At 63.4% G+C, this 11,097-nt stretch carries 12 protein-coding genes; 8 read left to right on the top strand and 4 right to left on the bottom strand.

Features of this window, described 5'->3' with window-relative positions; translation table 11 throughout:
* The first annotated feature begins 5 nt into the window (after window positions 1-5).
* The 5 genes from ACWGXF_RS16960 to ACWGXF_RS16940 are packed head-to-tail and all read left to right on the top strand — an operon-like array spanning window position 6 to window position 2,783.
* Window positions 6-830 carry a hypothetical protein gene (locus tag ACWGXF_RS16960; RefSeq protein WP_452102157.1) on the top strand — a complete coding sequence of 275 codons (825 nt, stop codon included), beginning with the start codon at window positions 6-8 and terminating at the stop codon, window positions 828-830.
* A 2-nt stretch (window positions 831-832) separates the two neighbouring features.
* Window positions 833-1,321, top strand: a complete 489-nt coding sequence (locus ACWGXF_RS16955; protein ID WP_452102156.1) for a hypothetical protein — start codon at window positions 833-835, stop codon at window positions 1,319-1,321.
* 55 nt (window positions 1,322-1,376) lie between these two features.
* Window positions 1,377-1,760: a hypothetical protein gene (locus tag ACWGXF_RS16950; RefSeq protein ID WP_452102155.1), complete on the top strand. Its 384-nt coding sequence runs from the start codon at window positions 1,377-1,379 to the stop codon at window positions 1,758-1,760.
* A complete protein-coding gene (locus ACWGXF_RS16945; protein ID WP_452102154.1) occupies window positions 1,747-2,268 on the top strand; it encodes a glycoside hydrolase family 108 protein in 522 nt (173 codons plus the stop codon). Before ACWGXF_RS16950 ends, ACWGXF_RS16945 begins: the two co-directional genes overlap by 14 nt.
* A complete protein-coding gene (locus tag ACWGXF_RS16940) occupies window positions 2,268-2,783 on the top strand; it encodes a hypothetical protein (protein WP_452102153.1) in 516 nt (171 codons plus the stop codon). Before ACWGXF_RS16945 ends, ACWGXF_RS16940 begins: the two co-directional genes overlap by 1 nt.
* A gap of 280 nt (window positions 2,784-3,063) precedes the next feature.
* Here ACWGXF_RS16940 and ACWGXF_RS16935 read toward each other — a convergent pair whose 3' ends face one another.
* From ACWGXF_RS16935 to ACWGXF_RS16925, 3 genes are all read right to left on the bottom strand, one after another.
* Window positions 3,064-3,432, bottom strand: a complete 369-nt coding sequence (locus ACWGXF_RS16935; protein ID WP_012839614.1) for a hypothetical protein — start codon at window positions 3,430-3,432, stop codon at window positions 3,064-3,066.
* Between the two features lie 101 nt (window positions 3,433-3,533).
* Complete coding sequence (locus tag ACWGXF_RS16930; RefSeq protein ID WP_012839613.1) at window positions 3,534-4,604, bottom strand: adenosine deaminase family protein; 1,071 nt, start codon at window positions 4,602-4,604, stop codon at window positions 3,534-3,536.
* Between the two features lie 50 nt (window positions 4,605-4,654).
* A complete protein-coding gene (locus tag ACWGXF_RS16925; protein ID WP_034355658.1) occupies window positions 4,655-5,440 on the bottom strand; it encodes a sulfite exporter TauE/SafE family protein in 786 nt (261 codons plus the stop codon).
* 45 nt (window positions 5,441-5,485) lie between these two features.
* On the opposite strand from ACWGXF_RS16925, the gene ACWGXF_RS16920 reads away from it, so the two are divergent.
* On the top strand, window positions 5,486-8,056 hold the full coding sequence (locus ACWGXF_RS16920; protein WP_256628466.1) for an ABC transporter permease: 2,571 nt from the start codon (window positions 5,486-5,488) through the stop codon (window positions 8,054-8,056).
* A gap of 13 nt (window positions 8,057-8,069) precedes the next feature.
* Here the strand turns inward: ACWGXF_RS16920 and ACWGXF_RS16915 are convergent, their stop codons facing one another.
* Window positions 8,070-8,945 (bottom strand): LysR family transcriptional regulator, encoded by an 876-nt coding sequence (locus ACWGXF_RS16915; RefSeq protein ID WP_034391633.1) that lies wholly within the window; start codon window positions 8,943-8,945, stop codon window positions 8,070-8,072.
* 216 nt (window positions 8,946-9,161) lie between these two features.
* On the opposite strand from ACWGXF_RS16915, the gene ACWGXF_RS16910 reads away from it, so the two are divergent.
* Both ACWGXF_RS16910 and ACWGXF_RS16905 read left to right on the top strand, forming a co-directional pair.
* Entirely contained in the window at window positions 9,162-10,646 is a 1,485-nt protein-coding gene (locus tag ACWGXF_RS16910) for an MFS transporter (RefSeq protein ID WP_256631275.1), read from the top strand.
* On the top strand, window positions 10,636-11,040 hold the full coding sequence (locus ACWGXF_RS16905; RefSeq protein WP_003065899.1) for a group II truncated hemoglobin: 405 nt from the start codon (window positions 10,636-10,638) through the stop codon (window positions 11,038-11,040). The genes ACWGXF_RS16910 and ACWGXF_RS16905 overlap by 11 nt, the downstream gene beginning before the upstream one ends.
* The last annotated feature ends 57 nt before the right edge of the window (window positions 11,041-11,097 follow it).

Below are 11,097 nucleotides of genomic sequence, written 5' to 3'. Positions count from 1 at the left end.
AGTGCATGCAACACAAGTATGAAATCCCCAATCAGGCGGGAGCAGGGTTCCGGGCCGATCTCAACGAAGCGCTGGCGGCCATCGCCAGCAACAACAGCGGTCTCACGGAGCCCATCCAGACCTTCGCATACCAATGGTGGGCGGACACCACGACAGGGGTGCTTAAGCAGCGCAATGCAGGCAATACCGAGTGGGTGCCTGTTTTTAATATGAACCTGGGGCACGCGTTCAGTGCTGGATTTACCGCTGTGCCGGCGACATACATGGGTATGGAAATTGTTGTCACATCTCCGCATCTGCGCAAGATGGTGTGGAACAGTGCTCAGAAAAAGTACATCCGTGCGCCTTGGCACCGAGCGGGAGACATCCACTTCGCATATGCGAATGTGACCAGTTGGCCTGGCGCACTTCCCCTGCGTTCCGACCTCGTCTGGAACACGGCCGATTACCCGGATCTGGCTGCCTTGCTCGGAGTGGTCGGCCCTACGTTCACGTTAGCTGAGGCGCGGGCCCGCGTGCTGCGCGCTCTAGATAACGGGCTGGGCATCGATGCTGGACGCACCTGGGCTTCGCTGCAGGAAGACGCCATTCGCAATATCACCGGTGAGATGTACCTTCGCGATGGTTCTGCGCGTGGCATAGGTCGGCCTGAGGGTTACTCAGGAGCTCTAACAGCCTCGACCACGACCGGAACCATCGCGAACCCGTCGCTGGGAGGAACGGAGACCGGGCAGCGCGGTATTACACGATTTGACGCTTCGCTGGTCACTCCGACCGCCTCTGAAATCCGTGTCAAGAGTATCGCCTTTAACATTTTTGTGGACTACTGAACATGAGCGATCTAATCCATTCATTTGACCAAGCTGGCTACTACACAGGAAGCGCCGACCGCCCCATTGATCCGGTGCGCGGTGAGCCCGCGGCGGTCAATGAGGCCGTGGCCACATTGGATCCGCTGCCTCAGTTTGATGACCAAACCCACCGGCTGCGCCGCGTGGGTGGGGTTTGGGCGCTGGAGATGCTGCCGGAGCCGGAGCCGGAGCCGGAGCCTGAGCAGGAGCCTGAACCAGCATCTCAAATTTGGCCGATCTTTACGGGCAATGCGAAGCTCGATCTGTTTACGCCTGAGGAGCAACTGGCTGTCGTCACGGCCACGATGCAAGACCCTGTGGTCAAGCTGCTCTATGACCGACTGCTGGGGGCGGCGTACTGGAGCTACGAAGACCCCGAGACCGAGCAAGGCCTGGCTGTGCTGGTCGATAAGGGCCTACTGACGCTCGAGCGTAAGGCGGCCATCGTTGCCGAGATGCAGCCGCGCTGAGCCAACATCAATGCGAACAGACCCGCTTTGGCGGATTTATCACCCGGGGAGGGTTATGGAACCAACAACAAGTACTGGCGCCGCTGGCATTGCCGGCTGGAAATTGATCGGCGGCCTGGCCGGGCTGGGAGCCATTGGCGCAGGCCTGGCAGCCATCGTCGTGATGTGCATCACAACGCCGCGAGATCCCAAGGAATGGGCCGTAGGGATCATTAGCACGGTGATGGCCAGCGTTGCAGGGGGCTCTGCAGTTGTGCAGTACCTGGGCATCCAGCATTGGGCAAACAGCCACTTTGGACTGATTGCTCTGCTGGGTCTGTGCTTTACCTGTGGCCTGCCTGGTTGGGCCCTGGTGCGGTGGATCTTCAACGCGATTCGCAAGCGCGAAGGGCAGGGGATTGATGAATTGATCAAGGAGGCTCGTGATGGACTTCGATAAAGCATTTGACCGCCTGATCGGTCATGAAGGCAAGTTCACCAACAATCCCAAGGACGATGGCAACTGGACCGGCGGAAAACAGGGCAGGGGTGAGCTCAAGGGCACCAAGTTCGGCATTGCCGCCAACACCTATCCGCACTTGGATATCAAAAATCTGACCGTAGAGCAGGCCAAGGTCATCTACCGTGAGGACTTCTGGGACGTGATCGGCAAGGCGCACCCGTCTATCAAGTTCCAGCTGTTCGATGCGGCCGTAAACCATGGGCGCGGAAACGCTATCCGCATCTTGCAGCGTGCAGTTCAGGTTGCCGACGATGGCGCATGGGGGCCGCGCTCTCAGGCGGCGCTCGACGGCATGCAAAACCTGCGAGGCCATAACGATGTGCTGCTGCGCTTCATGGGATACCGCTTCAAGTTCTGGGCCAGCCTGGCCAAGTTCGACACCTTCGGGCGTGGCTGGACGAACCGCGGCGCCGACAACCTGCTATTCGCGGCGGAGGACAACTGATGCCGGCCCGCGCTCCGGCTATCGCTTATGGGCTGCTGCTCGTGCTCGCATTTGCTGCAGGCTGGCTCGTCAATGGTTGGCGTGCCGATTCGCGGATTGCGCGATCTGAAAGCACACAAGCCAAACAGAACGCAGACCAAGCTCAGCAATCGCAAGTAGCTACTGAAAACAAAGCGGTTGCCGTGGTCACGCACGGAGCCGCTCAACAGGAAAACACCCATGACTACACGCAAGAAATGGCCCGCCTGGAGGCTGGCCGCACTGCTGATGCTGCCCGCATTGCAGGCCTGCAGCACGACATCCGAGCAGCAGCCACTCGCAACGCACAGCTTGCCAGTGATGCCGCTGCCTACCGAGATCTCGCAGATCAGCATCAGCGACTCGCAGACATCGCTGCAGAAGGCGCGGAAGTGGTTAGCGAGCTTAGCGGCCTGGTCCAAAAGCGAGATGCTCAAGTAGGGCTGCTGAGCGGTCAGATTGCTGCAGACCGCAGGCTGCTCGCACAGATCCAATAAAGACAAAACGCCCCGATACCAATCACGGTATCGGGGCGTTTTTCTTGTTTGGTGTGGCTGAAATTTTGCGGGAGGCCGGAAAGGCCTGCAACGTGTCACCTAACTGATAGTTAAGTGATTGATTTCATTTGTGTGAAAAACACGCTATCAACAGGCTTCAACTCCTGTGCGATTGATGCTGCAAGTTATTGATTTAAGTGATTAAATGCCTGTGATTAACTCGTTTTTGCGTGTCCGCTTCCGGTGCAGACCATGAGAACGCGAACGGGTTTGGCGGCAGTCATGGCTGATCTTTCACTGTGGCTTGTACCTCGGCCATCCTGGTTTCCAGTGTGCGGATCTGGGTCTTGAGCTGGCGCATGCTGCTTTGCATGGTCACGCCCAGCAGGCGACGCATGCCTTCGAAGAACAGCACCATGAAAAGCACCACGGGCAGGACACCCCAGCGCAGCCAGGGCGAAGCCTGGTTGATCCAGGCGACGGCGCAGACCACCACGGCCATGGCGACAGCAAGATAGTTCCATTTCCTCGAGCTTTGCATCTTGCTTTCGTACTTCTGCGCGGTGGCTTCGAGCTGCTGTTCGGTGACTCTGAGTTTGGCAATGGACGCCTGAATCTCTTCAAGGCTGGAGGGCTTGTCTGACGGCATAGGGCAGATGGTCGTTAAGAGAAGAGGCGGGTGTTCTGCCTGCTTGAATTGATTTTGATAGCTGAAGGCACTTTATGGGAAAGCGCTGCAGCGATATTTGATTAGAAGTGGTGTGTGCTGCTCAATGCATCGAACTCTGCGCTCCACTGCTGGCGCAGGCTGCGCTTTTCGCTCTCGTCTATCCAGGCCGCATCGATGCCGTTGAGCATGAAGTCCCTGAGGTCGGCAATCGAAAAACCAAAGTCGCTGACCATCTTGGTCCAGGCCCCTGTGGGGTCCACATGGTGCAGCGTGGGGTCGTCGGTGTTGGGATGCACGCGAAGGCCCAGGCCGGGCATCTGGCGTATCGGGTGGTCCAGCGCCCAGCGCTCGGGTGCCAGCGTGCGCAGGTAGTAGGAATTGGTCGGCACCACGGTGAACACAATGCCCAGATCGGCGCAGCGCCGGGCCAGCTCGGGGTTGTCGATGACGGTGTAGCCGTGGTCGACGCGGTCCACCTTGAGAGTCTCTATGGCCGTTTGCAGATTGTTCCAGGGCAGGCCGAACTCGCTGGCATGGGCTGTGGTCTTGAGGCCGTTGCGACGCGCCAGCGCATAGGCTTCGACAAACAGCTCGGGCGGGCGCTCGTTTTCGCGGTAGTCGATGCCGATGCCGGGCACATCGTCGTGGCGGTTGTCCAGCATCCATTGCACCATCTGCACGGCGGCCTCGGCCGGGGCTTCGCGGTCGATGGACGGCACCAGGCGGCCACGTATGCCGCAATCCTTTTGCGCGGCTGCGGCGCCGGCCAGGATGGCTTGCTGGGCGGCGGCATAGCTCATGCCCGAGCATTGCACCGTGCCCGTGGGGTTCCAGAAGAATTCGGCATAGCGCACATGGTGGGCAGCGGCATCCTGCAGATATTCATAGGTAATGCGCTCCAGATCGGCCGGCGTCTGCAGCAGCCACTCGTCGAGTGCGCGCAGCACGCGCAGCACGCCCACGGGCTTTTCGCCGCGCGTGTAGAAAGCCTCGATCTCTTCGGCAGTCAGCGGCGCCTTGGCGCGCTGCACCAGTTCGATGAAGGTGTTTTTTCTGACCGTGCCCAGCAGATGGCAGTGCAACTCCATCTTGGGGATGGCGTGGGCAAAGGCGGTCAGTTCAGGTGTGGGGGCAGTAGGCGCGGCATTCATGCCGCAGATGGTAGTGGCTTGCGATCAGCCTTGCCGTAGGCAGTTTTACGTTACGGTGCCAGGAACAGCCGCGGCACGGACGCCGCCAGCATGGCGATGCCCGAGCAGGTCAGCAGGCTCAGCACGATCTGGCGAAAGCGGGCATCGCTCACGCCTTTGTAGACGCGGGTGCCGAAGATCACGGGCACCAGCACGGCCGGCAGCACGATGGCGAACGAGGGCCACATGGCGGGCTTGACCAGGCCGGTGGCCAGATAGCTGGCCATGGTGACGGCCAGCACCGAGAGGTTGAAGTTCTGGATCACCGTGCGTTGCACATGGCGCTCAAAGCCGCGCAGCGTGCACCACAGCGTGGGCACGGTGCCGCTGAAGCCGCCCAGCCCACCCATGGCGCCGCCGATCAGCCCCGCAATCGCATCGCTGCAGCGGGCCAGCAGGCCGCCGCCCAGCGTCAGCCGGGGCAGGTGGGCGCTGAGCAGCATGGTGGGGCACCACAGCACCAGCAGGCAGCCCAGGCCGAACTTGAACCAGTCCATATTGAGATGCGGCATCACGGCCACGCCTATGGGAATGCCGGCCAGACCGCCCGCGATGAAGGGCAGCAGCGACTTCCAGTGAAATTCGCGCCGCACGGTGAAGGCCGCAATGATCTGCCCCGTCAGCGAGCCGAACACCGAGAGCACGGCGGCCAGCTGCGGCTCCAGCACCCAGGCCCAGAACGACATGGCCACCATGCCGAAGGCAAAGCCCGACAGCCCCTGTACAAAGCCTGCCACCGCAGCCCCCAGGGCCACCACCAAGATCACTTCCACGTTCTGGCCTCCGTCTGAAGGCATCGATTATCGTCCCGCTCAAGCATGGCATTGCCATGCAGTTCTGGCATGGCGGCAGGCCGCTGCGCTATCGTGCAGACCATGCAAGCATCATCTGTCTGGATTCTGGGGCTGCGCAATCTCTGGCGCGATCTGCGCGCTGGCGAGCTACGCCTGATCATCGTGGCCGTGCTGCTGGCCGTGGCGGCACTGAGCTCGGTGGGTTTTTTTGCCGACCGCCTGCAGGCCGGCCTGCAGCGTGACGCCCGCCAGTTGCTGGGCGGCGATGTGGTGGTGGTCAGCGACAACCCCGCTCCCGCGGTTTTTATGCAGCAGGCCAGGCAGCAGGGGCTGCAGACCGTGGCCACGGCCAGCTTTCCGACCATGGCGCGGGCCGCTCAGGAGCAGGGTGGTGCCAGCCGTCTGGTGGCGCTCAAAAGCGTGGAGCCCGGCTACCCGTTGCGCGGCGTGCTGCATCTGAACCAGGGGACGGGCCAGCCGGATCTGGAAGTGCGGGCGATTCCCGAAAGCGGCCATGCCTGGGTCGATGCGCCGCTGCTGGAGGCGCTGGGCCTGAAGCTCGGCGACAGACTGCTGCTGGGCGATGCGAGCTTTCATATCTCGCACATCATCGCCATCGAGCCCGATCGTGGCGCGGGTTTCATGAGCTTTGCCCCGCGCGTGATGATCAACAGCGCCGACCTGCCCGCCACGCGCCTGGTGCAGCCGGCCAGCCGCATCACCTATCGACTGGCCGTGGCTGCGCAGGCAGACGCCGGGCGCGGCGCAGAACGGGCTGCGCAAGACTATCTGGGCTGGGCGCAGGAGCTGGCCAAGAGCCTGCATGGCGTGCGTGTGGAATCGCTGGAAAGCGGCCGCCCCGAAATGCGCCAGACCCTGGACAGGGCCGAGAAGTTCCTGAGTCTGGTGGCGCTGCTATCGGCGCTGCTGTCGGCTGTGGCCGTGGCACTGGCGGCGCGTGCTTTTGCCAACAGCCATCTCGATGCGTCGGCCATGCTGCGCGTGCTCGGCCAGAGTCAGCGCCGTATTGCCCTGGCCTATGTCGTGGAATTCGTGAGCATTGCCCTGGCCGCCAGCGCGGCCGGCGTGCTGCTGGGCTGGGCCGTGCACCATGTCTTCATCTGGCTGCTGGCCGGACTGGTCGAGTCCGCCCTGCCTGGCGCGAGCCTGTGGCCCGCATTGTTCGGCATGGGCATGGGGCTGACCCTGTTGCTGGCGTTTGGCCTGCCGCCCGTGCTGCAGCTGGCCCAGGTGCCACCGCTGCGCGTGATGCGGCGCGATCTGGGGGCACTCAAACCCGCCTCATGGCTGGTGCTGGGCGTGGGCGTGACGGGGTTTGCGGCCTTGCTGATGGTGGCTAGCCGAGACATCAAGCTGGGCCTGATTGCCGTGGGCGGCTTCGCCGTCGCCGTGTTGCTGTTCGCGGGCCTGGCCTGGCTGGCCGTCAAGCTGCTGCGCCAGGTGGTCAATGAGGCCACGGCGCCGCGATGGCTGGTCATGGCCACGCGCCAGGTCTCGGCCAAGCCCGTGTATGCCGTGGTGCAGGTCAGCTCGCTGGCCGTGGGGCTGCTGGCCCTGGTGCTGCTGGTACTGCTGCGCACCGATCTGATTGCCAGCTGGCGCAAGGCCACCCCTGCCAATGCGCCCGACCGCTTTGTGATCAATGTCCAGCCCGATCAGGCGCAGGACTTTCAGGCCGCGCTGAAAAAGGCTGGCGTGCACAGCTATGACTGGTATCCCATGATTCGCGGCCGGCTGATCGCCGTTAACGACAAGGCTGTCAGCCCCGATGATTATGAGGAGGATCGCGCCAAGCGACTGGTGGACCGGGAGTTCAATATCTCCGCTGCCGAAACCATGCCGGATCACAACCAGATCGTGGGCGGCCGCTGGCAGGCGGGCGAGCAGGGCGCGATCAGCATGGAGGAAGGCATTGCCAAGACCCTGGGCTTGAAGCTGGGCGATACGCTGCGCTTCGATATCGGCGGCGAGGAAAGTGAAGCCCGCATCACCAGTCTGCGCAAGGTGGACTGGAGTTCCATGCGCGCCAACTTCTTTGTGATCTACCCCGTGCAGCACCTGGAGAACGTGGCCGTGACCTATCTGGCGGCCTATCGCGCGCCCGATATCAAGGGCTTTGACAATGCGCTGGTCAATGAATTTCCCAACATCACCAATGTCGATCTGAGCAGCACGCTGGCCCAGGTGCAGCAGGTGATGGACCAGGTCATACGCGCCGTGGAGTTTCTGTTCGGCTTCACGCTGGTGGCGGGGCTGGTCGTGCTGTTTGCTTCCGTCACCGGCACGCGTGAGGAAAGAGCGCGCGAATACGCCATCATGCGCGCCGTGGGAGCCAGGTCGGGCCTGCTGCAGCAGGTGCAGAGCGCCGAGCTGGCCGGAGTGGGCCTGATGGCCGGCTTTCTGGCCAGCTGCGTGGCCCTTGCCGTGGGCTGGGCGCTGGCGCGCTGGGTGTTTGATTTCGAGTGGAATGTGCTCTGGTGGGTGCCCCTGGTGGGCGCGCTGGCGGGCGCATTGCTGGCCTGGCTGGCCGGCTGGTGGGCCTTGCGCGAGGTGGTCAGCCGCCCCGTGATGATCACGCTGCGCCAGGCGGCGGAATAAGAATGTTCTAAGGCTAGCCCTTGAACAGCCGCTCGCTCGCAAAGTCCACAAAAGCCCGGACCTTGGGCGAGAGCTGGCGACTGGAGGGCCAGAGTGCCGAGAACTGCCCGCTATGCGTGAGCTGCTCGGCCAGCACCTGCTGGAGCTCGCCACGCGCCAGTGCGTCGCGGGCCAGGAAGTCGGGCATATAGGCCAGGCCCAGGCCTGAGACGGCTGCGCCCAGCATGGCTTCCATATTGTTGCAGACCAGGGCGATGGGCATGGCCGGCAGTCCGGGCAGCATCCACTCTTCGAGCTTGCCGCTGTTCAGAAAGCGATAGCGCAGGCTGCTGTGTCCGGCAAGGTCGGCCGGCGTCAGCGGCAGGCCGCGCTCGGACAGATAGGCCGGCGAGGCTGCCAGAATGAAGCGAAACGGCCCGAGTCGGCGGGCCACCAGCCGCGAGTCGGCCAGCTCGCCGCTGCGGATGACCACATCGAGGCCGGCTTCGACGACATCGACCAGATGGTCGTTGAAGTCCAGATCCAGCTCCACCTCGGGATAGCGGGCCTGAAATTCGGGCAGCACGGGCAGCAGAAAACGGTAGCCGATAGTGGGCAGGCTCACGCGCAGCCGGCCGCGTGGCGCCTCGGCAGCGGCCTGCATGGCGGCGCGTGCATCGTGCAGCTCGTCGAGGATGCGCCGGCAGCGCTCGTGGAACAGGCTGCCTTCCTGAGTGAGGCGAACCTGGCGCGTGGTGCGATGGAACAGGCGCAGGCCTAGCTGCTGCTCCAGGCGCGCCACGTTCTTGCCCACGGCCGAGGCCGAGATGCCGAGTGCGCGACCGGCCTCGGCAAAGCTCAGAAGATCGGCGGCACGTACAAAGGACTCAAGTCCGCTGAAGCTGTCCATGGTAATTGGCAACCTTTGGTTGGGATTGTGGGGAGTTCTAACGCTATTTTCGTTTCATTGGAGAGCTTTTATCTTTCATGTCTGATTGATTCACGACGCCAGCCCTCCATGTCTTGCCCCACTTCCCCATCCCGCCCGCACGCGGACCTTTCTTTTTGCACCCGCCGCGCATCGCCTGTCTGGGTGCTGCTGTCGGTCTGCCTGGCCGCGCTGGCCATGCCGCTGAGCTTTACCGGGCCGGCCGTGGCGCTGCCGGCGCTGCGTGAGGCTCTGGGCGGTGGCCCTCTGGCGCTGAACTGGGTCACCAATGCCTTCATGCTGAGTTTCGGCTCCACTCTGATGGCGGCAGGAGCACTGGCCGACATCTACGGGCGGCGGCGTGTGTTTCTTGCGGGGCTGGCAGCCGTGGTTGGCAGCGTGCTGCTGCAGGTCTGCCTGCAGGGCAAGGGGGCCATCATCGGCTTCGATCTGCTGCGGGCGCTGCAGGGACTGGGGGCGGCTGCTGCACTGGCGGCAGGCACGGCAGGCCTGGCCCAGGCCTACGATGGTGCCAGGCGTACCCGGGCTTTCAGTTTCGTGGGTACCTCCTTTGGTGTCGGGCTGGCCTTCGGGCCATTGCTGTCGGGCTGGTTGCTGCAAAGCTGGGGCTGGCGCAGCGTGGTGCTCAGCGCAGCCGCCGCGGCATTCGCTGCGCTGCTGCTGGGTCTGCACCATATGCCGGAGTCGCGCAATCCGCAGGCACAGCGGCTGGACCTGCCGGGCGCGCTGTCGTTCACGCTGGCGCTGGCCCTGCTGACCTGGGGCATGCTGCAAGTCCCGGAAACGGGCTGGTCGCATGGCCGCACATGGCTGCCGCTGGCGGCCGCCCTGCTGGCGGCAGCGGCCTTTGTACAGATCGAGCGACGCAGCCCCCATCCCATGCTGGATCTGTCGCTGTTCCGCTATCCGCGCTTTGTCGGTGTGCAACTGCTGGCCGCTGCGCCCGCGTATGGATTTGTCGTGCTGCTGGTGCTGCTGCCTCTGCGTTTTATCGGAGTGGAAGGTCTGGCACCGCTCGCGGCCGGGCAGCGCATGTTCGTGCTGTCGCTGCCCATGCTGTTCGTACCGCTGCTGGCGGGCTGGCTCTCGCGCTGGCTGTCGGCGGCCCTGTTGTGCGGCGCGGGGCTGCTGGTCTGCGCCGCGGGCCTGCTGTGGCTGGGGCGCTGTGCGCCAGACTCGGACCTGACGCAGATGGCCGCGCCGCTGCTGCTGATCGGTCTGGGCATAGGACTGCCCTGGGGACTGATGGACGGGCTGGCCGTGACGGTGGTGCCGCGCGAGCGTGCCGGCATGGCCACGGGCATCTTCAGCACCGTGCGTGTGGCAGGCGAAGGCATTGCCCTGGCCGTGGTCGGGGCGGCGCTGGCAGCGCTGCTGGCGCGGGAGCTGGCGGTCATCTGGCCGTCCATGCCGCATGGCTCGGCCGTGGCCCAGATGCTGGTCACCGGAAATATGCAGGGAGCGCTGGCGCTGATGCAAGACGCATCAGCCGCCGAGCTGCTCAAGGCCTATGGCCTGGCTTTTGCCAGCTTGCTCGATGTGCTGGCCTGCGTGACGGTACTGACGGCCATTGGGGTTTTCGCATTCCTGCGCTTGGGTACGGACATGCAGCATGTCCGACAATCGGGACTGACTCGCAAAGCCGCTACACATGCAGATTGAAGAAAAGCCCCCGTTTGACACCCCCTACGAATGGATAGGCGGGGAAGAGAAAGTCCAGCAACTGGTGACCCGCTTCTATGACCTCATGGATCTGGAGCCCGGCTACAAGGAGCTGCGCGCCGCCCATGGCAGCACGCTGGCCGACGCGCGCCAGAAGCTGTTCTGGTTTCTCTGCGGCTGGCTGGGCGGCCCCGACTATTATCAGGATCGTTTCGGCCATCCGCGTCTGCGCATGCGCCATATGCCGTTTTCCATCGGCATCCAGGAGCGCGACCAGTGGGTGGCGTGCATGGATCAGGCCATGGGCGAGACCGAGGTGCCCGAGGCCTTGCGCACGCGTCTCAAGGCCAGCTTCATGAACACGGCGGACTGGATGCGCAATCGCGGCGCCTGAGTTCCTGAGCCCAGTTTCAAAGCGTCAAATTTCCTTCACGATGCTGTAAGAAGCCCT

This window comes from Comamonas sp. HJ-2 (genome assembly GCF_053615495.1).
Note: the sequence above shows the minus strand (reverse complement) of the source record. Positions and strands in the feature narration are given on the sequence as shown.

Bases quoted from the DNA above. Each gene is read 5' to 3' on its own strand.
- ACWGXF_RS16960 (WP_452102157.1), top strand. From the start codon at position 6: ATGCAACACAAGTATGAAATCCCCAATCAGGCGGGAGCAGGGTTCCGG.
- ACWGXF_RS16955 (WP_452102156.1), top strand. From the start codon at position 833: ATGAGCGATCTAATCCATTCATTTGACCAAGCTGGCTACTACACAGGA.
- ACWGXF_RS16950 (WP_452102155.1), top strand. From the start codon at position 1,377: ATGGAACCAACAACAAGTACTGGCGCCGCTGGCATTGCCGGCTGGAAA.
- ACWGXF_RS16945 (WP_452102154.1), top strand. From the start codon at position 1,747: ATGGACTTCGATAAAGCATTTGACCGCCTGATCGGTCATGAAGGCAAG.
- ACWGXF_RS16940 (WP_452102153.1), top strand. From the start codon at position 2,268: ATGCCGGCCCGCGCTCCGGCTATCGCTTATGGGCTGCTGCTCGTGCTC.
- ACWGXF_RS16935 (WP_012839614.1), bottom strand. From the start codon at position 3,432: ATGCCGTCAGACAAGCCCTCCAGCCTTGAAGAGATTCAGGCGTCCATT.
- ACWGXF_RS16930 (WP_012839613.1), bottom strand. From the start codon at position 4,604: ATGAATGCCGCGCCTACTGCCCCCACACCTGAACTGACCGCCTTTGCC.
- ACWGXF_RS16925 (WP_034355658.1), bottom strand. From the start codon at position 5,440: ATGCCTTCAGACGGAGGCCAGAACGTGGAAGTGATCTTGGTGGTGGCC.
- ACWGXF_RS16920 (WP_256628466.1), top strand. From the start codon at position 5,486: ATGGCGGCAGGCCGCTGCGCTATCGTGCAGACCATGCAAGCATCATCT.
- ACWGXF_RS16915 (WP_034391633.1), bottom strand. From the start codon at position 8,945: ATGGACAGCTTCAGCGGACTTGAGTCCTTTGTACGTGCCGCCGATCTT.
- ACWGXF_RS16910 (WP_256631275.1), top strand. From the start codon at position 9,162: ATGCCGCTGAGCTTTACCGGGCCGGCCGTGGCGCTGCCGGCGCTGCGT.
- ACWGXF_RS16905 (WP_003065899.1), top strand. From the start codon at position 10,636: ATGCAGATTGAAGAAAAGCCCCCGTTTGACACCCCCTACGAATGGATA.